A 23,775-nucleotide genomic window follows, 5' to 3' on the forward strand; every position below is an offset into this window, starting at 1 on the left:
CTGAGACCGTGGTGAAAGGCTCATCTGGTAGTGCGTGTGTTTGACGGCGATGCGGTGGCAGGCAATCAGGTCGAGTCGCATATCGGGCTAACGGTATAGCCGGATAGCGGAAACCGCGACGTCTGCCTGAAATTCACGACCAACCGCCAGCACTCCAATCCGGCGCAGTTGGTTTGGATCGAACGAAAATTCGTGCCGGTATGCCTCGAAACCATCGAACGGCATCCGCACGGTCTTCCAACCTTCGCTTGCCTGAAATTCGGCCCTGAATGATTGCCAGGGCTTAGTGAGTTGGCTGGTCCGAAGGCGAACCTCATAGGTCTCGTTGTTGCCGGTCACGTCCAGTTCCAGACCGGTCCAGTCGCCGGCGTCGTCGACAGCTATGTCGCCGGTCAGGTCAAACGCCATTTGGACAAATCCGCCATCGTTTTCCAGCGACACATGACCCGTGAGGCGGTGGGCCGCACGCTCCTTGATGCTTGTGGCGGTTACCGAACCTGTAGACACACCGCCCATCACCGTGTCAGCGACGAACACCCAATTCGGGCTCAGCTGCTTGGTCATGGTCATTGCGTGGCGTCTTTCGATTTCCTGCCTGGTCAAGTCACGTTGGAACCAGACGCGCCGGTTCGGTGATCACCGCATGCCTGGATCTGAAGAGCCCGACCGCGCGCGCTGCAACCAGCGCCCCAAGGGCGGCGAAGACATTTGCGGCAATCGCAGCCATCAGAATGCCTGTGTAGCCAAACAGCCAAACCCCCGCCCATGCAAGCGGCAGGTAAATCAGGAAAATGCGACCAAGGCTGAGCGACATGGAGTGCAATGCTTTTGATCGTGCGTTCATGGCCGCGTTGGCGGTAACAAGGATACCGTAACCGAACAGGCTCCACCCGACAAAGGTCAGGTATTGCTGGGTAAATTTTCCCGCTTCTGCGCCCGGTGCGATGGCCAATGCGATACGCTCGCCGAAGAGGAAGAGCGCTGTACCAAGCAAGGCACCGTAGATCAGACATATCAACCAGGACTGGCGCACGGCGGCGCGGGCGCGGTCTTTGGACCTTGCGCCCCAATTCTGACCGACGACAGGGCCAATTCCCGACGAAAGTGCCAGCAGCGGTACAAGTGCAACGGACTGCACCCGCGTCGCGGCGCCGAAGCCCGCAACCGCTGCGTCGCCAAGCGTCGCGACAGCGGCTGTGACCAGCACCATGCCTGCAGGATTGATCGCATTGGAAAGGGCGGCGGGCACGCCGACGCGTAAAAGCTGTCCGAGCGACTCCCATAGATCTTTGAAGATATTGACAGCGAAGTCGAGGTAGCCGCGGCGCAACGCGTAGATGATCCCGATAATAGCTGCAGCGCCGCGCCCCACGGCCGAGGAAATGGCGGCGCCCTCGGTTCCAAGGCCGGGAATTGGACCCCAGCCGAAAATAAGCAGCGGGTTCAAAACGATGTTGATGACAGCCGCCAGAACCATAAGCAGAGCCGACACCGTTCCGCTGCCGTAAGCGCGGAAGATCGCATTCGTGATCATCAACGAGACCAACAACGGAAACGAGAGCGCCCAGAATGGCATGTAAAGCGCGATCTCCCCCAGCACTTCCGATTTCGCGCCAATCAGGCGAAACAGAAGCGGATAGGTTGCCCAGACCAGCAGCGCGGCGGTCGCCGCCATGACGACGCCCAGTCCGAATGCGTGCATGGCGTAGCGCGCTGTGGTTTCCTGCGCGTCACTCCCGCCAATGCTCTGAGAAACGGTTGCATTCGCACCTGCAGACAGCCCGATAGCCAAGGACGCAAATGTTGCGGTCACGGGAAAGATGAAACCGATTGCCGCAAGGGGTGTGCCACCAAGCTGGCCGAGGAAGTAGGCATCTGCGACGCCCACACTGAGCACCGCAAAAATTCCGAGCGACATCGGCGCAGAAATGCGTGCAAGAGCCTTCCATACCGGGCCGCTTGTAAGGTCCTTTCCTGCCATCAGAAGTCAACGCCGAATACGCGTGCCACGCATTTGATTGTGGATGCTGTCATCTCTTCTGGCCTTTCGACTGTAGGGTCTCGCGATTGTTTTTCCCCAACCGGCTATTCGGTCGTACGGGCAATGCCGCAAACCCCGTAAAGTCGACAGGTCGCGGTGTTAACGAGCAGACTCGAGGCGGCAAGGATGGCCAGGACGCTCGTCGGCCCATCGGTATCCGTAACCGCCTGGCGTTCCTCCCGGGACCGGCAACTTTCCGGTCTACGTGCTCGGCACCGCGGTACAGGCAAATTGGCTGACATGACCGTCCTTACCGGCCTGATAATCCTCGGCTACGATGAAGACCGGATCCTGTCGATCTACCGACATCTCTAAGGCGGTAATATTCACTTCTGTTTCCGGCCCGCAGGTTTCGAGTTCGGGTTTGTATCCGGATGCAGGGCGAATTTCGATGTGTGTCCGCGAGCTTCTGCCTTCAATGCTATTCTCAAAACTCCACTGTTCTGGGCAATTGTTGCTAAGAGGTACGACTGCAAGGCGCAATTGGATCAAGATCCAGCTGTGGTTTCTTCTTTCGCTCCTGCGATGTGGCAATTGATAAATGGCTTGGTGGCTGCCAATATCAGCCCGGTTTCGGGCTTCTGCGACGCCAGCACTGTTGGCGTACGGAGCCGCACCTCTCGGCTGGGTCCGAAGAGCTGGAAGCCGTCTAACAACTTCGAATCGGTTTCAGAGAGCACGTCAACTCCTGCCGTTCCTCAGGCTCTTGGGTAGAACGCAAAAAGCGCCCGTTTGGGCGCTTTTTCGTCTTGGTTTTGACTTGGTTTTGGGGGCAGGATTTCGAACCTGCGACCCGCTGATCCGGTAGGCGGTTGCGCAGCAAACACCGGGAGACTTTCAAATTATGGTCCGTTACACCACCCTGTAACCAGTTCGGTGTGGCTGAACGACTTGGCAATGCCCTCCCTGGTTGTGATGGATCACCCGCTGGTAAGCGGGTGTTGCTGCGTTTGAAGTAAACCCAGGTCAGTTCCTGAGCTCTTGCTTCACCCGGTCAGCATGGCGGATACCGGCACTGAGGCCCATAGATAGTATTCCGCCATTTGGACCGGATGCAGCATCAAAGACGGATCATGCCTGCGTCGACATTGACGCACTGGCCAGTCATCCAGCCGGCATCGTCCGAGACGAGGAAGGCCACGACCTTGGCGATGTCCTCGGGCTGGCCCTTTCCTGGCATGGCCTGAAGCATTTCTACGAATTCGAAGCTCTCGGCATGGGGGCTGGCCTTCACACCATCTGAATCGGTGAGGCCGGGGGTGACCGCATTGACCCGGATCCCGTACTTGCCCACTTCTGTCGCAAGCGCACGGGTGAAGCCGACGACGCCACCCTTCGCCGCAACATAGGCCGACATGTTGGGCGTGCCGGCATAAAAGGCGTTGGACGCAATATTGAGAACCGTTCCCCTGCGATCGACGGCGCGCATCATGTCAGTCGCCTTGCGGCTGGCGATGAAGACACTCGTCAGGTTGGTATCGATGATCTTCTGCCAATGCGCCAGATCCACGTCGTCCCATGCAATATAGGGAACGATCGAGGCGTTGTTGACGAGGATGTCTATGGCACCATTCTCGGCGGCATCTTCCAGCATTTTCTCGACCTGGTCGGCCTTGGTGGAATCGCAGGTCACGCCAACCGCACCGTGCCCGACATCGGCAGCGGCCGCCTTGGCGCCTTCTCCGTTGATGTCGGAGATCACGACCGTAGCACCCGCTTCGGCCAGCGCCTTGGCGATTGCCTTGCCGATTCCCTGCGCTGCACCGGTAACCACAGCCTTGCGGCCTTCAAGACTTCTACTCATGATTGCTTCCTTTCCTGTTCGCCGTTGCCGGCCTCATGCGTCGATTTCTGCGTCCCAGGTGGCCTGCGCGGCAGCGAGTCCTGCTGCCACGTCCACGTCGGCACCGAGGGCCTTCAGCGCACCGCCCATGGCTCCGACGGCGAGCAACGCGTAGCCCGGCTGTGCGGTGGGGCCCATGTGGCCAATGCGGATCAGCTTTCCGAGGGTTTCAGCGCGACCCGCGGACATGGAAACGCCGTAGCGCGCTCTGGCCTCACCGAGCACCACCCCGGCGTCGATACCCGTGGGCATCTTCACGGCTGTCGCGGTGGGCGAGGCGATGTCTTCGCTCGCCGCCCACAACTCGAGCCCCATCGCCTTGATCCCTTCACGGCAGATCCGCGCCGTCAGCGCGTGACGGGCCCAGACCTGCTCCGGTCCCTCATCGAGATAGCGGTCCAGAGCTGCGCTCAAACCGTTGAGTTCCGCCACCGACGGGGTGAAGGGGAACGGTTCCGTTTTCTTCCAGGCGTTTTTCCAGTCGGTAAAGCTCAGCATCGAAGCGAAAGGCGCATCGGGGTTGGCCTCGATCTTCGCCCAGGCGGCTTCTGATACGGCGACCAGCGAAAGAGCCGGGGGACAGCCCAGGCACTTGTTCGGGCCGGTAACGTAGATCCCCGCCTGGCTCGAATCCGGGCTTGTCGGCATCCCGCCCCACGAGGAGACGGCATCGACAATGAGAAGCGCGCCGGCTTCCGCTACAACAGCGCCGATCGCGTCGATATCGTTGAGCGTCCCCGACGGCGTATCGTGGTTGCACACGCAGACGATCCTCACCTCCGGATGGGACGAGAGGAAATCGCGCACCTGTTCGGGATCGATCGCCGTGTCGTAGGGCACTTCGATCTCCTCGACCTTCCTGGCATAGCGCGCGGCCCAATAGCCGAACCCTTTACCGTAAACGCCGGACGCGAGGTTGAGCACCACATCTTCCTTGGCGATCAGCGAGGCTGCCGCCGCTTCGAGCGCCAGAACCGGCTCTCCCTGCAGGATGAGAGGCGGCAGGTCACAGCCAAGTGCCTCCTGGGCCTTCAGGGTGAGATCTTCAAAAAACGCCTGGAAGGCCGGGTCGTAGTCGTAGAGCACCGTCGTTCCGAGCGCGCGCAGCACTTCCGGATAGGCATCCACGGGGCCGGCAGTCAGGGTAAAGACCGGCGGCTTGGTTTCAGGATATCTCATCGGTTTCTTCCCTTCAGCCATAGAAGTTCACGCCGGTCTTGTAGTCCTTGAAGCTCTCCGGATCGTGGCTGAAGAGCACCTCGGCGTTCTTCTCCTTCTCGATCTGCTTGAGCCTGCGCATGGAACTCACTCCCGCCACGGGATCGATGTGGAAGCCGGCATTGATGTCGTTGTCGTAGTTCTTGCGTGTGTAGGCCGCGTCCAAGGTCAGAAGCAGCGGGCGCCGGTTGTCGAACTCGACGAGCAGCGAGTAGTGGCCGACCGTGTGACCGGGCGTGTAGACAAGGGTCACACCCGGGGCCAGCTCCACGTCACCCTCGATCAGTTCATACTTCGTGTTGGCAGCCGTTTGGCCCGCGGTCAGCTGGTCGGACATGCCGCGCGCCTCGGCCACCTCGGTCGAGAAGGCAAGGTCCGAATAGCCCAGGACCTCGAAGGGCTGGCACTTGGCTGCCTGCGGCAGCTCATCCTTGTGGCAGATCTTCTTGGTGTCGGGGAAAAACTTGTTGCCGCCCACATGGTCGAAGTGGAAGTGGGAATTGAACAACACGTCAATGTCCTTGGGCTCGAGGCCCAGCAGCTTGAGTGCGCCGGGGATGGTCTGCTGTTCGGTCTGCTGCGGTTTCTCGAAGGGCAAGACCTTCTGCACGTGATCGAAGTCGTAGCCGGTATCGATCAGGAACTTGCCCTTGGGGTGATCGACCAGCACCGAATAGACCGGAAAGCGGACCTCACCGCCCGGTCCCTTGTTCCACCAGATATGAAAACCATCCAGAACCAGCGAGCCGCCGTCGAGCAGGAAGACTTTGGTATCGGCCATGTCACTTCTCCTTTGTTGCGCCGCGCCCTTATCTCCCTGGCGCGGTCATTGTGGGCACGCCCTAGCGCGCGCCTCGTTCATAGGCTGCGCCCAAGGCCGAGGGCAGCTTTGCCCGGCGGCCGAAAAGCACGAGAACCAGCATCACGGCCGCAAAGGGCAGCATCTGGATCACATCGGTTGGAATGTTCGAGCCTGCGACCTGCAGAGCCGTGGTCAGAGACAGCGCCGCCCCGAAAATCAGCGAGCCGATCAACACCCAGAACGGCCGCCCGCGCGCCAGCATGGCAAGTACGATGCCGATGAAGCCCGCACCGCCGGTCATGAACGGCACGAAGAGTCCGGCGCCGATGTTTGCGAGATAGGCGCCGCCGAGCCCGGCCATGGCGCCGGTGAACAGCACAGCAAAGACGCGAATACCGAGCACGTTGCCGCCGGCCACGTCGAGGGCGGCCGGGCTTTCCCCCGCGGCCCGCAAGGTCATGCCGAGATTGGTGCGGCGATACAGAAGCGCCAGAATAATGACGGCAAGCAGCGCCAAGTACACGATCAGGTGCCGGCCGAAGAGCGACGGTCCTATCACCGGCAGGTCGGTAAGGCCGGGAATGTTCAGCCTCTCCGGTACCGGCAGGCGCGGATAGGTACGCGAGAACTGGAAGTGATGAAGCAGCGCGGTAAGCCCCTCGGCCCCCAGTGTCAGGCCGATGCCGATGACAATCTGGTTCAGGCCAAGCCGCACGCACAGAACCGCCATGGCGATGGCCACCATCAAACCGCCGAGAATACCGCCCACGAAGCCAAGCCACAGGGAATCTGTCTTGAAGGCAACAAGGAAGCCCATATAGGCACCCATCAGCATCATGCCTTCAATGCCGATATTGAGGACCCCGGCCTTTTCCGACATCTGCTCGCCGAGACCGGCCAGCAACATGGGCACAGCGGCGACGATCGCGCCGGTGAAGAGAGACGACAGGAACGCCTCGGTCAGCAGGCCATCCATCTCAGCGCTCCTTCTTTCGCTTGTGATGATCGATGTATTCACCGAGGCCGAGACAGATCAGCAGGCTCGCCACCAGCACGAGGGTGAAATCCTGCGGAACGCCAAGGCGGCGGGCGGCGCTCTCGCTGCCGATCAGCAGCGCGGAGTAGAAGAACACCAGCACGATGGCACCCACACCATGAAAACGCGCGAGAAAAACCAGCGGAATGACCATCAGCCCATAGGCAGGATTCCAGTTGGCGCGCACATTGCCGGCAACACCGAGAATCTCCGAAGCGCCTGACAGCCCGGCAAAGCCTGCGGAGAGTCCGAAAGTCGCCAGTGTCAGCAACGGCACTGAAAGACCGGCATGGGTGGCGGCCGCCGGGTTGGCACCCACCATCCGCAACCGTAGTCCGAAGGATGTGCGTGTCATCATCAGATGGACCAGCAGCACCGCAACAAGACCCCAGATCAGTCCACTTGAGATCGTGGTGTCAAACAGCCGCGGCAAACGATCCGCAACCGGCAGAGTGCGGGTTTGCGGCACTGTGGTGGCCGGATCGCGGAAAACGAGCTTGACCAGCGTCGAAGCCAGAAGCACCCCCAGAAACGACATCATCAGGGTCGTGATGATCTCGTTGACGCCCTGATAGGCCTTCAGGAGTGCGGGAATGATCGACCAGACCGCGCCGACGATCGCCGCAAGCGAAAAGCCCACCAGCAGGACCGCCCATCCCGGAAGAACACCGACGAGAAGCGGCGCGGTCGCTGCTGCCACAACGGCCCCGAGCAGAAACTGACCATCGGTGCCCAGATTCCAGATCCCCGCCCGGAAGGCGATAATCAGACTCGCGCAAAGAAACAGCAGCGGCGCCATCCGCGTTGCTGTCTGCTCCAGCCCGAGACCCGAGAACAGCGATCGTTCGAGAATATAGCCGTAATAGGTCAGCGGATTGATGCCCACCAGCATCAGGATGATGGCCGACAGCAGGAAAGCGGCCACGATCGGGCCTATGGTAACCGTCAGAAAGCGCTGCAACGCGCTGCGCTCCGTGGCTGGACCGGCTGCATCTGCGGCACTGGCGCCCTGGTCCACAGAACCGGGGTTGGTTTTGTTCTTCATTGTCATGCGGTTGCCTGTTTTTGTTCTTCCTCGCCCGCCATCATCCGGCCGATACGAAGTCGCAGCACTTCACCCGATCCGTCGTTCCTGAGGATCCCGCGGACACGGCCACCCTCCATCACCGCGATGCGGTCCGACAAAGCCATGAGTTCGTCGAGATCGGTGGAGATGAGCACCACGCCGAGACCTCTGCTCGCGATCTCGGCGATGCGCTGGCGCGAAGTGTCGATGTTCTGGAGGTCAAGCCCGTAGGTGGGCTTGTTGAAAACGACGACGCGGGCATCACCCGAAAGTTCCCGTCCAAGCAGCACCTTCTGGATGTTCCCACCTGAAAGCCGGCCGATCGGTGTGGTCTCGCTCGGGGTGCGGACCGAGAACTTCGCGATCAGGTCACGCGCGTGCTGTGCGATACGGTGCGGCCGCTCGATGCCGTTCGTCCAGAACGGCGGCTGGCCGATATCCTTGAGCACGGTGTTTTCAGAAATCGGGAAAGCCCCGACCGAACCCTCCGAGAGCCGGTCATCGGTCAGGTAACGCAAACCCTTGCGGCGGCGCTGGGCAACCGATGCGAGGCTGATGTCCTCGCCGTCGATCTCCACCCGTCCACCTGCCAGCGCACGTTGCCCGGCAAGCGCCTCGGCCAACTGCTTCTGGCCATTGCCGTCGATGCCCGCGACACCGAGTATTTCCCCGGCCTTGAGATCGAGAGAGATGTTCTGGAGACCCATGACATTGGAATCGCCACGGGTCGAAAGATCGGTGACCTTCAGCACCGTTTCCGCGCGCGCCGTGCTTGCGCGGAGCTCGGCAGAGGCGGCGCCGGCCTCACGTCCGAACATCAGCCGGACGATCTCGTCGACAGCCTGATCCTCCGACATGCCCCGGAGGTCTTCGGGCCCCATCTCACCGGCAAGAGCGCCCTGCTTGAGGACGGAGATACGGGTGCCGAAGCGGTAAGCCTCGGCGAGCTTGTGGGTAATGAAAATCACGGCCAGTCCGCCTTGGACCAGCTTCTGCATCCGCGCGCCCAGTTCTTCTGCACCTTGCGGCGTCAGCATGGACGTTGCCTCATCGAGGATCAGCACCTTGCTGTCACGCAACAGGGCACGTGCGATCTCGATCTGCTGCTGCTGTCCCAGCGACAACTCGCCGGTGATGGCGTCGAGCGGGAGGGAGAGCGCGAAATCTCGCTTGAGCTCTTCCATCCGCTGAGTGATAGCCGCCCGTGGCGGCCGCTCGTACCAGGGCGCACCAAGGGTGAGGTTTTCGAACACGGTGAGTGTCGGCACCAGCATGGAATGCTGGAAGACCGTGCTGATGCCCGCATCGAGACTGGCCGATGGGCTGGCCAGCCGCGTTTTCTGTCCCTCGAGCGTCAGGTAGCCCTCGTCCGGCTCCTGAAGCCCGGCGAGCATGCCGACGAGCGTCGACTTGCCCGCGCCGTTCTCGCCGAGCAGGACATGAACCTCACCCGGGTGAATGCTGAGCGAGACGTTGTTGACCGCGATCACGCCGGGAAAGCGCTTGGTCACACCATGCACACCGATGATGCCTGTCCCCTTTTGAGGGGACAGGTTTGTCGGGGTTTCCGTTGCAAGTGCCACGGACTTGCTCACTCGGCCAGGGTGACCAGCGCACGGACTTCCGCGGCATCGAATTTCGGCTCGACCTTGATCTCGCCGGAGAGGATCTGCTCACGCAGAGCCATGACATCTTCCCAGGCCGCGTCGTCGACCTGCGGAGTCTTGATCAGCTTGACGGAATCGTCGGCCAGGCTGATCGCGTAGCTGCGGGTGCCGTACTTGTCGGCTTTCAGGTCTTCGATCATCGCGGTGTAGACCGGAGTCATGTCCCACATGACGGAGGTCAGGAGATGTCCCTTGTCGAGCGAGGACTTGTCACCGATCACGTCGATGAACAACACGTCCGAGCCGTCGGTGGCCTTGTTGGATTCAACCGCCTGGATCATGCCGAAGCTCGATCCGTTGCCCTGACCGAAAATGATGTCTGCTCCGGCTGCGATCACTGAGGTGGTGACGCGGTTGCCGCCGGCAGCATCCGAGTAGGCGGCCGGACCGATGACGGAGTAGAGGATCTTCACATCCGGGTTCTCGGCCTGAACACCTTCTGCGAAGCCAGCCGACTGCGCATTCCACGATGGCGGTTCACCAGATACCACGATACCGACGGTGCCGGTGGTGGTCATCTTCGCGGCAAGACGGCCGGCCAGGTAGGCCCCTTCATGACCGGACAGCGTATAGTCAGCAACCTTGCCGGGCGTGAGCGCGTCGGGGCTGTCGACGATGGCAACAGCCACACCCGTCTCCTCGGCAATTTCAGGGCCCGCAGTGTTGTAGCCGCTGGCATGGGCGAGCAGCAGATCTGCTCCTTCGGCGGCAAGTTCGCGCATCGGAGCACGCACATCACCATAACCAAGACCTTCTGCGACGATGATTTCGACACCGGTCGCCTCGGCCGCAGCCTTGGCTGCGTCTACGCCCTGTTGGTTCCAGCCGAAGTCACTTCCCTGTTCCGGAGTGAGAATGGCTATGGTATCAACCTCGGCGGCAAATGCCGGGGATGCTAGCACCACGCCAAGCGCGGCAGAAATAAGTAGGTTTTTCATCATGTTGCTCCCACAATGGTTATCGGTTTCCAAACTGAATACGAAAGCGATTGGCAGACGATTTGTTGTTTTTGTTGCCCTGTCTGCTGGGCTTTCCTCACTCCCGGCTGAAGCCGGAAGCGGAGCTTATGTGCCTTATTCAGGCATCGTTCACGGGACAGAGGGGACCGACCCGGTGAAGGTTTCTGTGATCAACGCGACCGGTACTCCGCTTGTTTGCGAAGCTGCGCTGGCCCACTGGTACTCCGATGAACTCGGTCGCATTTCTCCCGGAGAGGAACTCACTTTCACGTTGCAGCACGACCCGGAGACTGGTGTTTTCAACCTCATGAACGCGACCGATGCCCGGATGCCGGTCGAAGCCCTCTGGTGTGCCAGCGATGCCGGCCGCGCGCGGCTCACCCTGCCGATTGCCAGCGGCAAGGCGGAAGCGGCACTGCGCTACTCCTGCCATGCCGGTGACGAAACCGGTCTGAGCTGCGAGACAGCCAGCGGTTAGCGCGTCATTTCGAGCGGACCTCTTTGAGTTTTGCGGCGATCCGTTCCTTGACCTCGACGACCTCAGGCTGATCGGCAATCACCTCTTCGGCGACCTTGGCGAACGTCGCATGCAGCTCATTTTTCTGATCTTCAGTGAGCGTGTGAACCTCGCCGCCATTGTCCAGCCAAGCTTTTTCTGCACGCTCGACATTCTCGACACCCCAGGGGAACACAGTCTTCTCGGCCGCCCTGCCGGCTTCGATGATCGCGGTTCTGACCTCCTCGGGCTGCGATTGGAACCACGCTTCGTTGACAAGCGTGACCGAGACAAGCTGGGTCATGTCGATGTTGGTGACGTGCTTGGCCGTGTCATAGAACTTGAACGCCGAGAGGATCGGAATACCGGCCAGCATGCCGTCGATGCCGCCCGCCTGCAGCTGCGGTGTCACTTCCGAAAGTGCCAGCGGTGTCGGATTCACGCCAAGTGCCGCCATCGGCTCCATTTGCAGCGGCGAAGCGAAGGTGCGCACCTTCAGGCCTTTGAAGCCCTCAAGCGTTGTCACCGGTTCACGAGTCAGGATCTGGGTCGGCGAGTTGAAGATCGCGCCGATGATTCGGACACCCTTGTCGAGGAAAAGGGTTTCCAGGTAATCGCGGAAATCCTCGTCATGGATTACCGCACCGACTTCGTTGGCATCAACAAACAGGCCCGGCACGTCGAAGGCCTGAAAACGCGGATCGACATTGGTCACGAAGGAAGTCGGCGTGGTGAAGGCTTCGATGGTTCCCAGCAATACACCTTCGGCCATGCGCGGGATCGCGCCAAGCTGCGAGGCTGGATAGAGTTCTACATTGAGCGCGTCGCCGACGCGGGCTCCGACCTCCTTCTGGAATTCCTTCTGCCACTCGTGCTGCACGTCGTTGATCGTGGCCGAGGCAAGCTTCATCGTGCTTTGTGCATAGGCGGAACCAGCAAAGGGCAGCATCAAGGAGACTGCCGCAATCGCGCCGAGGGCGCGCCGGGTCAAGGTGAAGCGTTTGGTCTCTTTCGTCATTTCCTGTTCTCCATGTGCGTGGGTGCACTTACGACATGCCATTAGTGAGCCATAGCGAAAGCGCGGGGATGAGAGTGATGAGGGCGAGAGCGGAGATCTGGACCACCATGTAAGGCAGAACTCCGCGGTAGATGTCGGATGTGCGCAAGCCGAGAACCGACTGCGCGACGAAGATGTTCAGACCGAAGGGCGGCGTGAACATGCCGATGGCGAGGTTGACGGTCATGACCACGCCGAAATGGATGGGGTCGATACCGAGCGACACCGCGATCGGCACCAGCAGCGGCGACAGCACCAGGATTGCCGAAGTCGGATCGAGCACGCAGCCGATCGCCAGCAGAAGCAGGTTCACCGTCAGCAGGAAGCCCAGTGGTGACAGGCCGGCGTCAGCGGTTGCTGCGATCAGCGCCTGCGGCACCCCTTCGACGGTCAGGATCCAGCTGATGACACCGGCAGCGGCGACCACAATCATGATGCGGGCGGTCATCATCGCCGAGGTGATGGCTGCTTCCAGCAAAGCGCTGAAATTGACGGTACGGTAAATCACCATCCCGACAAAAGCGGCATAGGCGCAGGCAAAGCCGCCGGCTTCGGTGGGGGAAAAGAATCCCGCATAGATGCCGATCATCACGAATGCCGGCATGGTGAGCGCCCAGAACGCCTGCTTGAATGCCTCCCAGGCGATCTCGGCGCGGAAGCTCGCTTCCCGGGGAATGCGCGCCACCAGGGCCGAAAAGGCGATGTAGCCGGCCATCAGCAAAGCCATGACGATGCCCGGAATGATACCCGCGATGAAAAGCTTGGCGATCGATTGCTCGGCCGAGGCGCCATAGAGGATCATGGCGATCGACGGGGGGATCACGATGTCGATCGCGCCGCTTGAAGTGATGATGCCGGCAGCGCGTTGTTTGCCGTAACCGCCCTTGATGAGCTGCGGGTACATGTTCCGGCCAACGGCTGCGACAGCGGCGGCGGAAGAGCCGCAGATCGTGCCGATCAGAGTCGAGCCGCCGAGTGCCGCAATCCCGAGCGAGCCAGGCACCCGGCCGAAAAGCGCGCGCACAAGATTGATGAGCCGGTCGGCGATGCCGCTGATCGCCATCAATTCACCGGCAAAGACAAAGAACGGAACCGACAACAGCGCATAGGCGTCCAGGCCGCCGAAAATCGTCTGCTGGAGCGCGATCAGCGGCGGGCCAGGGAAGAGAACGAGCGCCAGCGACCCGGCAGCGAGCAGCGCCACGAAGATCGGCGCGCCGAGCGCAATCAGGACGACGACACTGATGCCCAGAACCCAGGTCATGAGCGACGTCCTTGAGAAAATGCGAGCCGGGACATGTCGATTACGGTCAGGAAGGCCGTGACAGCCGCGATGCCGACGAAGCCGACGAGGATTGCCGAATGGGGTACGACCATCGGGATGCCGAGCCCCATGCTGGTCTGGTTCAGGCTCGCAATCCGGCCGATGAAATCGAAACTGTGCCAGGCAATGAAGAGCGACACGGCAACGGTGGCAATGTCGATGAGGATCTGCACGGTTGCTGCCAGGGCGCCGCTCATGGCGGTTGGCAACAGGTTGATTGCGAGGTGGTCACGGTTGCGAGCGGCAAGAATGGCGCCAAGCATGACGATCCAGATCATGCCGTAGACCAGCAGTTCGTCTGCTCCAACCAGGGAGTACCAACCGCTGTAGCGGCCCACCGCGTTGGCAACATTGACCACGACCATGACGACTAGGCCAATGCCCAGGAGTATCCCGACGAGCCGGACAACAGCCGCCTCGGCCCGGATGAACCCGTTGCCCCTCATGCGCCCGTCTCCGCCCCGTGGTCCTGTGGTCATGGTGCTAGTCTTTCCCCTCGAGAATGCGGCGGATGGCGACGAGCTTCTTCGCCCGTTCCGGCTGCAATTGCGCGATCTTCTCCGGCGGGTAGGCGTAGACCCCTTCGCCAGACTTGATGCCAAGCTTGCCGTCAGCCATCTGCCTTGTCACAAGCGGAGCCACATCCTTGCGATCACACAGGTCTTTGTTCAGGAACGAAGACACCGAGTGGTAGATGTCCATCCCGGCCATATCGAGAAGCGCCATGGGCCCGACGACAGCCAGCTTGTAACCGATGCCCCAGGAAACGCAGGTATCGATGTCCTCGGGCTCGATCACACCGCGCTCGACGAGATCAACGACCTCGCGCAGCAGCGCATAGAGCACGCGGTTTTCGACAAACCCCGGGACGTCCTTCTTCAGCAGGACGGGCAGCAACCCGAGCGAGCGGATGAAGTCGCGGATTGTGGCGATCGTTTCCGGAGCGGTCTGCTCGCCGCCGATCACCTCAATCATCGGAATGATGTGCGGCGGATTGGACCAGTGCATGCCGACCATACGGGCCGGTTTCGAGATATGCGCTTGCAGCCGGGTGATCGGGATGCCCGACGTGTCTGAGGCGACGATCGTTTCCGCCGAAATCATCCCCTCGATGTTGCGGTAGACGTCGGCCTTGATGTCCTCTTTCTCGGGGACGTTCTCGATCACCAGATCGGCACCAGCCACGGCATCCTGCAGCTCGCTGGTCAGGCGAACCGATCCGGTGCCCTTGGTCTCGATCCCGAGATTGTCGAGAACCCCGTCTGCGGCGGCCAGCATCGGGCGTGCCCGCTCGATCGCCGCCGGAGCGATGTCATAGGCGACGACGTCCATACCGCCCCGCGCAAGACGGGCCGCCATGCCGGGCCCCATGGTTCCTAGACCGATTATTGCTACGCGCTGGATCATGCCGCGACCTCATTCGTCTGTGACTGCTTGATAAGATCTGCCGCTTTTTCGGCGATCATGATGACTGCGGCATTGATGTTGCCTGAAGGAAGATCCGGCATCACGGAGGCGTCCACCACACGCAGGCCGCCGATGCCACGGACCCTGAGCTCCGGATCGACCACCGCGTCGGCATCGGTGCCGGCCCGGCAGGTGCCCGCCGGGTGGTGCACCGTGATGCACGTCTTGCGGATATGTTCGTCGATCTGCGCGTCGGTCTGACAGTCTGGGCCGGGGAAAAATTCCGCCTCGATAAACGGCTCCATCGACGGCTGCGCGGCAAGGTCGCGCGCCACCCGGAAACCGGCCCGAAGCGAGGCCCAGTCCTCTTCGGACGCGAGAAAGTTCTGGTGAATCAGCGGTGCGGCCATCGGATCGTTGGAAGCAAGTTTCACTGCGCCGCGGCTTTCAGGCTGTGTCGCCACGACGCGAGTTGCAAAACCATCAGGGAACGGCGCCTTGAAGGGCTCGAAATAGGGCCAGGCGGCAAGGGGCGCCGCGGTGAAGAGCAGTTGGACATCCGGCAGGGGTCGCTCGGAGTCGCTCTTGAGGAAGGCTACGACACCACCGGGCACATCAGCCGAGAAGCCTTTTCCAGTCAGATAGGTCTTCACGAAATCGAGCCCGATCCGGTCTGCCCGCATCGTCTTGAGGAACGGGCCGGGTTCGCGCCGCCGATACATCAGGATGACCGAGACATGGTCCTGCAGGTTCTTGCCGACGGAGGGAAGGTTGACGCGGGTCTGGATGCCCTGCGCCGCCAGTTCGTCGGCGGCTCCGATCCCGGAGAGCATCATGAGCTGTGGAGTGTTGATGACGCCGCCCGACAGCAGCACTTCCCTTTGCGCCGCGACAGTCTTCTCCGTCCCATTGTGATCGAGGATGACACCGGTAGCGCGATTGCCTTCCAACACGACGCGTTTGGCCATGGCGCCGGTCAGCACCGTCAGGTTCGACCGCTTCATGGCAGGGCGCAGATAGGCCGAGGCGGTGGAAGAGCGGCGCCCGTTGGAGATCGTCATCTGCAGATGGCTGAACCCTTCCTGCGTCTCGCCATTATAGTCTTCAGTCTGAGGGTAGCCAGCCTGGCGGCTTGCTTCACGGAAGGCATCGATCAGCGGATCCTGATACTTGCAGTGTTGAGTGCTGAGCGGACCCGACCCGCCGCGCCAGGCGTTGGCGCCACCTTCCCAGGTCTCCTGCTTGCGGAAATAGGGGAGGACCTCGTCGTAGGACCAGCCGGTCAGGCCATTGGCCGCCCACCTGTCATAGTCTCCGCGGTTGCCACGCACATAGGCCATGGCGTTGGTCGAGGACGATCCGCCGATGACCTTCCCGCGCGCGCATTCCACACTGCGTCCGCCGACATTCTCTTCCGGCTCGCAGAAATACATCCAGTCGTGGCGGCGTTCGGTGAGGATCTTGCCCCATCCGAGCGGAATGTGGATCATCGGATCGCGATCCCAGCCGCCGGCTTCGAGCAGCAGCACGGTGCAGGTCGGGTCGGCGCTCAGCCGGTTGGCAAGCACACACCCGGCTGAACCGGCTCCGACAATCACGTAATCATAGCTTTCCGCGTGCGACATGACTTTCCTGCTTTCAACTGAGACCCGGCACCCGGATCATCGAGAAGGCGGGAAACCCCAACCCATGGCCGGGGTTTCACTTTCTTTTCCCGGGCTAGCTCAGCAACCCGGCCTGACGGAGCCTCATTGTCCAGTGATCCCAGCCACGGTCGATCTGGGCTCCAACAAGGTTGCCCGCTGTCTTGATCTCGCCTGGGGAGAGATACTCGATGTTGCCGATCTGCAACCCGGCCGTTTGCGCCTTTGCCTCCTGTTCGGTGTAGAAGGCACGGAAGACAACCTCGCGAACCGACCGGCCGACATTCACGACGCCGTGGCGGGCCATCAGCACCACCGGAGAATCGCCCAGAGCCTCCGCAATGTCGGCGCAAACGTCTTTGCCTCCGCCGAAAAGGTCGGTTGCATCGCCATGCTTGTCACGGATTTCATAGACCGGCACCGCTTCGCCCAGAAACGCGCCCATGTGGGTTACCGGCCGCAATGGCTGATCGGTAAAGCAATAGGGCAGCACGGCCGGAGAGTGACTGTGGAGCACGCACTGGACGTCCGGCCGTGCCTTGTAGATTTCACTGTGAATGTAGCGCTCGAGATAGGAAGGCCGGTTGTCGTCGGTCTCCCCTTCGAGGTTCAAACGCTGGATGTCGTCTGCCGTAATGTGACTGGGGGCGATTTTCTGCGCCAGGAAAAAGCTCTGCGGATCCTCGGGGTCACGGGCGCTGATATGCCCGAACGTGTCGAGGATGCCTTCATGCAGCAGAATTTTCGTGGCTGTAACCAGCTCCTCAAACACGGTTTGCTGGGCAGGTGTTGTGGCGGTCATCTCAGGAATCTCCCAAATCGCGGCGATCGTGGCGGCTGATGGTCAAGGCTGTCACCTACCTCTTCACGTGTTTTCGTAAAGGCCAACGATCCTGTTCTGCTCAATGATGTTGTCGGCATATTTGGCAAGGAACTCTTCCCGGGTGGGCGTACCTTCAACCGTCGTGTCGAGAGCGTAGACCCAGAAATAGTAGTGATGCTTGCCGTGGCCTGCCGGTGGCTGAGGACCATAATACTGCATGTTCCCTGCACCATTCGGGCCCACGCGATACTTTTCCTGCGCGTCCGAGAGATCGGTTGCAGCGGGATCGATACCGTAGACTGTCCAGTGCGTGAAGCCGTGAGCCAGCGGAGCGTCCGGATCGTGGCAGATCAGAGCCAATTCCTTGGTGCCGGCGGGGACACCGCTGACAGTCAGCTTGGGCAAGACGTTGCCCTTGTCGCCGGCATGTTCGTCGCGCATCATTGTGAGCGGCTCGAAGTCTGCGCATGTGATCTTGAGGTCTTTGATATTCAGAGGCATTGAAGGCGTCCTTCCGTCACGTTCTATCTGGTTACTGGGCAGCCGCGAGATCCGCGACCGTCTTGCCGCCCACGCGGTGGTGGACACGCGGGCCGGTCGCCGCTGCGACGCAGATGAGGATTTCATCCGGCCGCGGGCCATCCGGCACCGCAAAGGTGATCGCATCATAATGCGACCGAATGTAAAGCTCGTCCTTGTGGGCCAGCGGGATGTCGATCGAAGTTCCGGCTGACGCGACCTTGGACACCGATGATATCCAGGCTTTTCCGCCCCCTACCTGGTCCCGCAAGGGGTTGCCGAATTCCGTGGTGATGCAGGCAACGACGTGCTCCTGCTCGCCATCGACGCCCGCGATACCACCCTTGCCGTAGCTCTCGGCCGAACGGCCACCGAGCAAAGCCGTTGCGCGTTCGCCCAGCGCGTTGCCGATCGACGCACTTGGACTGATTAGCTCAGAAAGATCGGCCTTGTAGGTCCCCACGAAGGGATTGCGGATAATGACGCCGACGGCGACCTTGATCAGCGGCTCGCCCGGCTCACCGCCGTCATGCCGGATTTCCTGCACGGACGAGTACCAGCCACGCACCTCATAGTGCTTCTCAACTTCGGCCGAATGGTTCATTTTCATCTCCTTGGGAGCGCGCTGCCGCGGCGCGCGCAAGTGGTCTCACTGATTGCGGTTACTGGTTCTGCGGCCAGGAATAGACGCGCTTGATCGGGTCGTAGCGCGCCGCTTCCAAGGCCTCGTTGGTGAACATGTTGCCCTTCGACAGCGAGCGGTTGGCCGCATACTCGCCGGACAGGTACTGGGTGTGGTCGGTAATCGGACGAATGCGCTTTTCCCAGGAGACAAGCGCGTCTTCGACCGACGACTGCTCGGCAAGATCCTGGGCAAGGCTAAACGCATTGACCATGGCGCAACCGGCACCTTGGGCGAGCGCCGGGCACATGGCATGGGCAGAATCGCCGACGAGCGCCACCTTGCCCTTCACCCAGGTGTCGAGCTTTGTGGTCGCATACTTGTCGTAGCGGGCCTGCTGCAGCTTCGCTGCCTCAACCAGGCAGGGCTCAAGGAAGGGGAACATCTCGACCCACACTTCGAGGTCTAGCGGCACCTTTGATCCCCGCGGATCGGCGGCGGGCGCCATCAGGCCGAGATAGAGTTCGTCCTTGTTGCAGGGCGAATAGAGGATTCGCTGAACACGCGGCTTGAAGTTCCACATGTCGATGGTGTTGTCCCAGTTTGCCTCGTCACCGAGCTTGTCCTTGAGACGCGGCACGATGAGACGAATGATGCCGTCGGTGGAAACCCAGCGGTCCTGCTCGAAGCCCAGCGAGTCCCGGACCTTGGAACCGACGCCATCGGCGCCGACGATCAGGTCGGCTTCGAGAACTTCGCCCGACTGAAGCGTCAGGCGGCCGTCCGCCTCCGCCGAAACGGCTTCGGAGTTGGTCCGCACGTTCACGCCGACCTCGCGGGCACGCTTCACCAGCGCGTCGTGCAGGTGCGCACGCGTCATGATGCGCCAGGGCAGGCCGTTGAAGGTTTCCTTGGATACCGACTGGTTGTGCATCCAGGTCTCGTAGGCCGGCGGCGTATGGGTGCCGTGCAGCACGTCATTGAGGGCGTCAATGCCCTCGAGCACCCGCAGGCCATTGTGCCAGAGATAGATGCCGGCGCCGAACGCGCGCAGCTCCGAATCCTTCTCATGCAACGTGACATCCCAGCCGTTCTGCCGAAGTGCGATTGCCGCCGTCAGGCCCGCAAATCCCGCACCGGCCACCTGCGCACGAAGAGCTTTTCCGGATGTCTTGTTTATATTCGCCATAGTCCAATTCCTGTTGCGTACAAATGAGGCGGAAGACCCACAGTCAGGCATCGATGAAGTTTGTGATCGCCTTGAAAGTGATGTCCGGGGACACTTCGTTGACGTAGTGGTCCGCGCCGGGAACGACGACGACCGGGAGATCGGGTCGCAGGCCGCTGGTCTTCGCAAGCGCCTCAGCCGAAACGAGTTTGCTTTCGCCGCCCCGCATCAGCAGCACCGGCCTCTTGACAGTCCGGTACGCGGGGCTCAGGTCGGCGCGCAGGCCGGTGGCGATCTGCGCCATGGCGGACGGGGAAGCGAGGGGGCGCAGACCGTCGTCGGCCTCCTGGTAGCCGGTGACTGCCCTGATCTTGATGGCAGGTGCCGGAATGTTCGGATAACGGCCGGCGAGATAAGCCTCCACCGCTTCCTGATCCTTGAACACCTGATCGCCGGCGTTCACACGGCTCTCGAGCGCATCGAAAACCTCGGGTTCGATAAAGGGGGTGAAATCGATCGCCACGACGGAGCGTACGAGTTCGGGATACTTCGCTGCAGCCGTGACCGAATTGCGCGAGCCGAGCGAGTGACCGACCAGAATCGCCGGCCCGCGATCAAGCGTATTGATGAGCGCTGCGATATCCTCGGCGAAGTCGGCAGCCTCGTAACCGCTCTCCGGCTTGTCGCTATGTCCATGGCCGCGCTGGTCGACCGCGACAACGCTGAAACGATCGGCAAACCGCAGCGCCAGCGGCGCGAGGGTGCCGGAATTCGCCGTGATGCCGTGAAAGAACAGCATTAGCGGACCGCGCCCGGCCTCACGCACATTGAGCGTGATCCGACCGGTATCGATGCGTCGCACTTCCATCTGCTGGGAGGCGTTTGCTGCCATAGTCAGAACCCCCGGCTGTCTCTTCTTGTTGTCCCGGAGCATGACAGAAACAAACCAGTCGTCAAGTGGATTGTCAGACATTCTTTCAATCTTACGTATTGACAGTAAGTGTGTTCCTGCTGTCAAATTAACGCATGGTCGCGTATTGTACCGGGTTGGCGACCCTCAAACCGTGAGAACAAAAGATGCCGCCAGATATGAACCTACGGATCTTGCCACGTACGGTGCAGCAGGAGACTGTCGACAAGTTGCGGCTGGCGATTTTCTCGGGTGTGTTCGAGCCCGGAAGCCGGCTGATTGAAAGCCAGTTGTGCGTCCAGCTCGGCATCAGTCGCCCGTCTCTGCGAGAAGCATTGCGGAGTCTCGCGGCAGAACGCCTGATCGATTTCGTGCCCAACCGGGGGCCGTCCATTCCAGCGCTCACCTGGGAAGACATGACCGCAATCTACGAGGTCCGCGAACTCTTGGAGGTCGAGGCTGTAGGACGCTGCTCCCAGCGCATTCCCGAAGAACAATTGTCGGAGCTCGAGAGAGCTTTGTCAGCTTTTGCGGAAGCGGCGTCGAGCAACAACAGCCTCGCCCGGGTTACGACTGCAGCGGACTTCTACTCAATCATTCTTGCCAATTGCGGGAATCCCATTCTGGAGGAGATCCATCGGGGCCTGGTCGCCAGAATCAGCTTCTTTCGAGCCCGCTCGATGTCCCTGGAAGGCAGGGCACAACAGAGCTTTTCTGAAATGCAGGAGATTTACCAGGCGATTGCCTCAGGCGACGAAAAAGCCGCGCGCAAGGCGTCGAGAAAGCACATCCTGAAGGCAATGGCTGCTGCCAAGGAATCCATGGAAAGCGCCAGCTGACTGTCCGCGACTGACTGCCAGAAACAAAGACAGTCAGAGCGCGATTGCGAAAAGAGGGATCCCGCGGGCGCTACACAGGATGTCGAGGCTTCCGGTCGGCTCCCGAACTCCTCGTCAGACGAAGAAGCGTTACCGGAATTGATGATGAGCCAAGGCGGATCCACAGACAAACTTAACACCGACATTCTGATAATCGGCGGCGGTTCGGCGGGCGGACTGCTTGCGGCAAGGTTGAGCGAAGATCCGGCGTGCGAGGTCCTCATGATCGAGGCGGGAGAGGAGGCGACTGATCCAATTATCTGGATTCCCGCCGCCTGGCCGGCGCTTCAGGGCCGCAGCTACGACTGGGACTACGTTACCGAACCGCAAGCGTTTACTGCTGGAAGGGCTCACCATTGGGCGCGCGGACGCCTCGTCGGGGGATCGAGCTGCCTTCATGCCATGGGATACATGCGCGGCCATCCGGATGACTTCGCCCCGTGGGCCGAGGCGACCGCCGACGCGCGCTGGAGCTGGGAAGGGCTACTTCCCGCCTTCCAGGCCAACGAGAACCACGAGGTTGAAGGGCGCGACAGCGGCCCCCTCACCGTCCACAGGACCGACGCCGAAGCAAGCCCGCTCACACATGCCTTCATTGCCGCCGGAGCCAGGCTCGGACTGCCGCGGCTTCAGGGTCACAATGAGGGCGTCATGATCGGCGTGACGCCGAACTCGATGAACATCCGTAACGGCAGACGGGTGATGGTTGCCGATGCATGGCTTACGCGGGCGGTGCGCGCGCGGAAAAACCTGACCATCATGACCGGCGCCTTGGCCCGCAGACTGGTCCTGACCGGCAAGGCGGTTGAGCATGTCGAGATCACCAGCCGCGACGGCCCCGTTCTGATCGCGGCCGGCAAGGTGCTGCTGTGCGCCGGATCGCTGGAGGGTCCGGCCCTTTTGATGCGGTCGGGCATCGGGCCCCGGGACGTTCTCGATGCCGCGGACGTCGATTGCATTTTCGACATGCCGGAGATTGGCAAGAACCTGCAGGATCATCTGCTCGGCGCGGGAAATCTCTATGCGACCCGCAAGCACCTGCCGCCCTCACGGTTGCAGCATTCCGAATCCATGGCCTACATGCGCGCGGAAAGCTTCACCGAAGGCGGCCAGCCGGAAATCGTGGTCGGTTGCGGAGTGGCGCCCATCGTCTCGGAACGTTTCGAGGCTCCTGCCCCGGGCGCGGCCTTCTCCCTCCTGTTCGGCGTCACCCATCCGACGAGTCGCGGCACTCTGGAGATCACCGGCCCGGAGCCCAACGACCGCCTGATTATCGATCCCGCCTATCTGTCAACCGAACGCGACCGAAAGCTCTTTCGCGCGGCACTCGAAGCTGCCCGCACGATCGGGCAGTCTCCAGAACTGGCGGAATGGCGCGATCAAGAGATCTTGCCCGGTCCGCTCGAAACAAGCGCGGAAGTCGACGCCTTCATTGCAAACGCGGCGATCACCCACCACCACCCGAGCGGCACCTGCCGGATGGGCAAGGACGATTCCGCACCCGTGGATGCCGATTTGCGGCTCAAGGGGCTCGACAATCTCTTCGTTGTTGACGCGTCGGTAATGCCCAGCCTGACCGCGGGTCCGATTCACGCCGCTGTTCTGGCGATCGCCGAAACCTTTGCCCGGACACTGTTCGACTCCAGAAAAGGAAGCCTGAAATGATCGACCAACGCCCCGAATTCCAGACAGAACAGTTTGAAAAGGGTCTGAAGATCCGGCGCGAGGTTCTGGGCGACGCCTATGTGGACCGCTCGATCGCGACAGCCGACGACGTCTCCGCTCCTTTGCAGAAACTGCTGACAGAATGGTGCTGGGGCGAGATCTGGAGCCGCCCCGGTCTCGAACTCAAACTGCGCAGTGTTCTGAATTTGGGCATGATCATGGCCTTGAACCGGCCGGCGGAACTTAAGCTCCACCTTCGCGGCGCCCTCAACAACGGATTGACGCGTGAAGAGATCGTCGAGATCATCTTGCAATGCGCTATCTATTGCGGCGCACCTGCCTCGCTCGACGCCATGCGAACCGCGCAGGCAGTGTTCGCGGAATTAGACGCCGAGACAAATGCGCTCTGACTTCCGGCGTTGGTTTTCAGCGAGAACGAACCTCCAGACGGAAATCCGGACCCCTGGACGTGACCCGTTCCCCATTATGTCCGCGTCTATAAGTTAGACCTTTCCACGTGGTGGTCCATTTGAGACCGGTGGCTGCGGAACAGATGCGTTTTGAGGCACTCGTCCCGCCGCCTGCCGTTGAAGCATTCGACAAAGCCGTTCTGCATCGTCAGGCCGCTCGC

Annotated in this window: 24 protein-coding genes and 1 pseudogene; 4 read left to right on the plus strand and 21 right to left on the minus strand. The window is 61.2% G+C overall.

Features of this window, described 5'->3' with window-relative positions; translation table 11 throughout:
• Positions 1 to 87 precede the first annotated feature (87 nt).
• From CRO46_RS19425 to CRO46_RS19465, 10 genes are all read right to left on the minus strand, one after another.
• Positions 88 to 570 carry a CIA30 family protein gene (locus CRO46_RS19425; RefSeq protein ID WP_097109469.1) on the minus strand — a complete coding sequence of 161 codons (483 nt, stop codon included), beginning with the start codon at positions 568 to 570 and terminating at the stop codon, positions 88 to 90.
• Between the two features lie 34 nt (positions 571 to 604).
• Entirely contained in the window at positions 605 to 1,981 is a 1,377-nt protein-coding gene (locus tag CRO46_RS19430) for an MATE family efflux transporter (protein ID WP_097109470.1), read from the minus strand.
• Positions 1,982 to 2,529: 548 nt separating this feature from the next.
• Positions 2,530 to 2,721 (minus strand): hypothetical protein, encoded by a 192-nt coding sequence (locus CRO46_RS19895; protein WP_143439077.1) that lies wholly within the window; start codon positions 2,719 to 2,721, stop codon positions 2,530 to 2,532.
• A gap of 380 nt (positions 2,722 to 3,101) precedes the next feature.
• Positions 3,102 to 3,845, minus strand: a complete 744-nt coding sequence (gene pldH / locus CRO46_RS19435) for a pyridoxal 4-dehydrogenase, SDR-type (RefSeq protein WP_097109471.1) — start codon at positions 3,843 to 3,845, stop codon at positions 3,102 to 3,104.
• 33 nt (positions 3,846 to 3,878) lie between these two features.
• A complete protein-coding gene (ppaT, locus tag CRO46_RS19440) occupies positions 3,879 to 5,063 on the minus strand; it encodes a pyridoxamine--pyruvate transaminase (RefSeq protein WP_097109495.1) in 1,185 nt (394 codons plus the stop codon).
• A 13-nt stretch (positions 5,064 to 5,076) separates the two neighbouring features.
• The gene (gene pldA, locus CRO46_RS19445; RefSeq protein ID WP_097109472.1) at positions 5,077 to 5,883 is read right to left on the minus strand and encodes a 4-pyridoxolactonase; all 807 of its coding nucleotides are present in this window, start codon (positions 5,881 to 5,883) and stop codon (positions 5,077 to 5,079) included.
• Between the two features lie 61 nt (positions 5,884 to 5,944).
• On the minus strand, positions 5,945 to 6,880 hold the full coding sequence (locus tag CRO46_RS19450) for a putative B6 ABC transporter permease subunit 1 (RefSeq protein WP_097109473.1): 936 nt from the start codon (positions 6,878 to 6,880) through the stop codon (positions 5,945 to 5,947).
• A 1-nt stretch (position 6,881) separates the two neighbouring features.
• Positions 6,882 to 7,991, minus strand: a complete 1,110-nt coding sequence (locus CRO46_RS19455) for a putative B6 ABC transporter permease subunit 2 (RefSeq protein WP_244577975.1) — start codon at positions 7,989 to 7,991, stop codon at positions 6,882 to 6,884.
• Entirely contained in the window at positions 7,988 to 9,589 is a 1,602-nt protein-coding gene (locus CRO46_RS19460; RefSeq protein ID WP_244577976.1) for a putative B6 ABC transporter ATP-binding protein, read from the minus strand. Before CRO46_RS19460 ends, CRO46_RS19455 begins: the two co-directional genes overlap by 4 nt.
• A gap of 8 nt (positions 9,590 to 9,597) precedes the next feature.
• Entirely contained in the window at positions 9,598 to 10,611 is a 1,014-nt protein-coding gene (locus CRO46_RS19465; protein ID WP_244577977.1) for a putative B6 ABC transporter substrate-binding protein, read from the minus strand.
• Between the two features lie 175 nt (positions 10,612 to 10,786).
• Between CRO46_RS19465 and CRO46_RS19470 the strand changes: the two genes are divergently transcribed.
• Positions 10,787 to 11,110: a hypothetical protein gene (locus tag CRO46_RS19470; protein WP_097109476.1), complete on the plus strand. Its 324-nt coding sequence runs from the start codon at positions 10,787 to 10,789 to the stop codon at positions 11,108 to 11,110.
• A 4-nt stretch (positions 11,111 to 11,114) separates the two neighbouring features.
• On the opposite strand, the gene CRO46_RS19475 is transcribed toward CRO46_RS19470, so the two are convergent.
• The 10 genes from CRO46_RS19475 to CRO46_RS19520 all read right to left on the minus strand — a co-directional run bounded on the left by CRO46_RS19475 (position 11,115) and on the right by CRO46_RS19520 (position 20,664).
• Entirely contained in the window at positions 11,115 to 12,146 is a 1,032-nt protein-coding gene (locus tag CRO46_RS19475; RefSeq protein WP_244577978.1) for a TRAP transporter substrate-binding protein, read from the minus strand.
• A 28-nt stretch (positions 12,147 to 12,174) separates the two neighbouring features.
• A complete protein-coding gene (locus tag CRO46_RS19480) occupies positions 12,175 to 13,449 on the minus strand; it encodes a TRAP transporter large permease (protein WP_097109477.1) in 1,275 nt (424 codons plus the stop codon).
• A complete protein-coding gene (locus CRO46_RS19485) occupies positions 13,446 to 13,988 on the minus strand; it encodes a TRAP transporter small permease (protein ID WP_097109478.1) in 543 nt (180 codons plus the stop codon). The genes CRO46_RS19480 and CRO46_RS19485 overlap by 4 nt, the downstream gene beginning before the upstream one ends.
• Positions 13,989 to 13,992: 4 nt before the next feature.
• Complete coding sequence (gene fhmpcd1 / locus CRO46_RS19490; RefSeq protein ID WP_097109479.1) at positions 13,993 to 14,916, minus strand: 5-formyl-3-hydroxy-2-methylpyridine 4-carboxylate 5-dehydrogenase; 924 nt, start codon at positions 14,914 to 14,916, stop codon at positions 13,993 to 13,995.
• Positions 14,913 to 16,541, minus strand: coding sequence for a GMC family oxidoreductase (locus CRO46_RS19495; RefSeq protein ID WP_097109480.1), 1,629 nt, complete (start codon positions 16,539 to 16,541; stop codon positions 14,913 to 14,915). The genes fhmpcd1 and CRO46_RS19495 overlap by 4 nt, the downstream gene beginning before the upstream one ends.
• Before the next feature lie 94 nt (positions 16,542 to 16,635).
• Positions 16,636 to 17,361 (minus strand): class II aldolase/adducin family protein, encoded by a 726-nt coding sequence (locus CRO46_RS19500; protein ID WP_097109481.1) that lies wholly within the window; start codon positions 17,359 to 17,361, stop codon positions 16,636 to 16,638.
• Positions 17,362 to 17,424: 63 nt separating this feature from the next.
• A complete protein-coding gene (locus CRO46_RS19505; RefSeq protein WP_097109482.1) occupies positions 17,425 to 17,883 on the minus strand; it encodes a YbhB/YbcL family Raf kinase inhibitor-like protein in 459 nt (152 codons plus the stop codon).
• Positions 17,884 to 17,914: 31 nt separating this feature from the next.
• Positions 17,915 to 18,505 carry an amino acid synthesis family protein gene (locus tag CRO46_RS19510; RefSeq protein WP_097109483.1) on the minus strand — a complete coding sequence of 197 codons (591 nt, stop codon included), beginning with the start codon at positions 18,503 to 18,505 and terminating at the stop codon, positions 17,915 to 17,917.
• A gap of 58 nt (positions 18,506 to 18,563) precedes the next feature.
• Positions 18,564 to 19,712: an FAD-dependent oxidoreductase gene (locus tag CRO46_RS19515; protein WP_097109484.1), complete on the minus strand. Its 1,149-nt coding sequence runs from the start codon at positions 19,710 to 19,712 to the stop codon at positions 18,564 to 18,566.
• Between the two features lie 43 nt (positions 19,713 to 19,755).
• Positions 19,756 to 20,664 carry an alpha/beta fold hydrolase gene (locus tag CRO46_RS19520; RefSeq protein WP_280176278.1) on the minus strand — a complete coding sequence of 303 codons (909 nt, stop codon included), beginning with the start codon at positions 20,662 to 20,664 and terminating at the stop codon, positions 19,756 to 19,758.
• A gap of 104 nt (positions 20,665 to 20,768) precedes the next feature.
• Here CRO46_RS19520 and CRO46_RS19525 point away from each other — a divergent pair, with 104 nt between their 5' ends.
• The 3 genes from CRO46_RS19525 to CRO46_RS19535 all read left to right on the plus strand — a co-directional run bounded on the left by CRO46_RS19525 (position 20,769) and on the right by CRO46_RS19535 (position 23,554).
• Positions 20,769 to 21,440, plus strand: a complete 672-nt coding sequence (locus CRO46_RS19525; RefSeq protein WP_097109485.1) for a GntR family transcriptional regulator — start codon at positions 20,769 to 20,771, stop codon at positions 21,438 to 21,440.
• Positions 21,441 to 21,584: 144 nt separating this feature from the next.
• Positions 21,585 to 23,144: a GMC family oxidoreductase gene (locus tag CRO46_RS19530; protein WP_097109486.1), complete on the plus strand. Its 1,560-nt coding sequence runs from the start codon at positions 21,585 to 21,587 to the stop codon at positions 23,142 to 23,144.
• Positions 23,141 to 23,554 (plus strand): carboxymuconolactone decarboxylase family protein, encoded by a 414-nt coding sequence (locus tag CRO46_RS19535; protein ID WP_179759131.1) that lies wholly within the window; start codon positions 23,141 to 23,143, stop codon positions 23,552 to 23,554. The genes CRO46_RS19530 and CRO46_RS19535 overlap by 4 nt, the downstream gene beginning before the upstream one ends.
• Before the next feature lie 131 nt (positions 23,555 to 23,685).
• Here CRO46_RS19535 and CRO46_RS20360 read toward each other — a convergent pair.
• A pseudogene (locus CRO46_RS20360) lies at positions 23,686 to 23,775 on the minus strand (integrase core domain-containing protein); the annotation flags it as partial.

The sequence above is a fragment of the Parahoeflea halophila genome (assembly GCF_900220985.1).
Taxonomy (GTDB): domain Bacteria; phylum Pseudomonadota; class Alphaproteobacteria; order Rhizobiales; family Rhizobiaceae; genus Hoeflea; species Hoeflea halophila.

Excerpts from the sequence above, each read along its gene's own strand:
- CRO46_RS19425 (WP_097109469.1), bottom strand. The coding sequence starts at position 570 with ATGACCATGACCAAGCAGCTGAGCCCGAATTGGGTGTTCGTCGCTGAC.
- CRO46_RS19430 (WP_097109470.1), bottom strand. The coding sequence starts at position 1,981 with ATGGCAGGAAAGGACCTTACAAGCGGCCCGGTATGGAAGGCTCTTGCA.
- pldH (WP_097109471.1), bottom strand. The coding sequence starts at position 3,845 with ATGAGTAGAAGTCTTGAAGGCCGCAAGGCTGTGGTTACCGGTGCAGCG.
- ppaT (WP_097109495.1), bottom strand. The coding sequence starts at position 5,063 with ATGAGATATCCTGAAACCAAGCCGCCGGTCTTTACCCTGACTGCCGGC.
- pldA (WP_097109472.1), bottom strand. The coding sequence starts at position 5,883 with ATGGCCGATACCAAAGTCTTCCTGCTCGACGGCGGCTCGCTGGTTCTG.
- CRO46_RS19450 (WP_097109473.1), bottom strand. The coding sequence starts at position 6,880 with ATGGATGGCCTGCTGACCGAGGCGTTCCTGTCGTCTCTCTTCACCGGC.
- CRO46_RS19455 (WP_244577975.1), bottom strand. The coding sequence starts at position 7,991 with ATGACAATGAAGAACAAAACCAACCCCGGTTCTGTGGACCAGGGCGCC.
- CRO46_RS19465 (WP_244577977.1), bottom strand. The coding sequence starts at position 10,611 with ATGAAAAACCTACTTATTTCTGCCGCGCTTGGCGTGGTGCTAGCATCC.
- CRO46_RS19475 (WP_244577978.1), bottom strand. The coding sequence starts at position 12,146 with ATGACGAAAGAGACCAAACGCTTCACCTTGACCCGGCGCGCCCTCGGC.
- CRO46_RS19480 (WP_097109477.1), bottom strand. The coding sequence starts at position 13,449 with ATGACCTGGGTTCTGGGCATCAGTGTCGTCGTCCTGATTGCGCTCGGC.
- CRO46_RS19485 (WP_097109478.1), bottom strand. The coding sequence starts at position 13,988 with ATGACCACAGGACCACGGGGCGGAGACGGGCGCATGAGGGGCAACGGG.
- fhmpcd1 (WP_097109479.1), bottom strand. The coding sequence starts at position 14,916 with ATGATCCAGCGCGTAGCAATAATCGGTCTAGGAACCATGGGGCCCGGC.
- CRO46_RS19495 (WP_097109480.1), bottom strand. The coding sequence starts at position 16,541 with ATGTCGCACGCGGAAAGCTATGATTACGTGATTGTCGGAGCCGGTTCA.
- CRO46_RS19500 (WP_097109481.1), bottom strand. The coding sequence starts at position 17,361 with ATGACCGCCACAACACCTGCCCAGCAAACCGTGTTTGAGGAGCTGGTT.
- CRO46_RS19505 (WP_097109482.1), bottom strand. The coding sequence starts at position 17,883 with ATGCCTCTGAATATCAAAGACCTCAAGATCACATGCGCAGACTTCGAG.
- CRO46_RS19510 (WP_097109483.1), bottom strand. The coding sequence starts at position 18,505 with ATGAACCATTCGGCCGAAGTTGAGAAGCACTATGAGGTGCGTGGCTGG.
- CRO46_RS19515 (WP_097109484.1), bottom strand. The coding sequence starts at position 19,712 with ATGGCGAATATAAACAAGACATCCGGAAAAGCTCTTCGTGCGCAGGTG.
- CRO46_RS19520 (WP_280176278.1), bottom strand. The coding sequence starts at position 20,664 with ATGTCTGACAATCCACTTGACGACTGGTTTGTTTCTGTCATGCTCCGG.
- CRO46_RS19525 (WP_097109485.1), top strand. The coding sequence starts at position 20,769 with ATGCCGCCAGATATGAACCTACGGATCTTGCCACGTACGGTGCAGCAG.
- CRO46_RS19530 (WP_097109486.1), top strand. The coding sequence starts at position 21,585 with ATGAGCCAAGGCGGATCCACAGACAAACTTAACACCGACATTCTGATA.
- CRO46_RS19535 (WP_179759131.1), top strand. The coding sequence starts at position 23,141 with ATGATCGACCAACGCCCCGAATTCCAGACAGAACAGTTTGAAAAGGGT.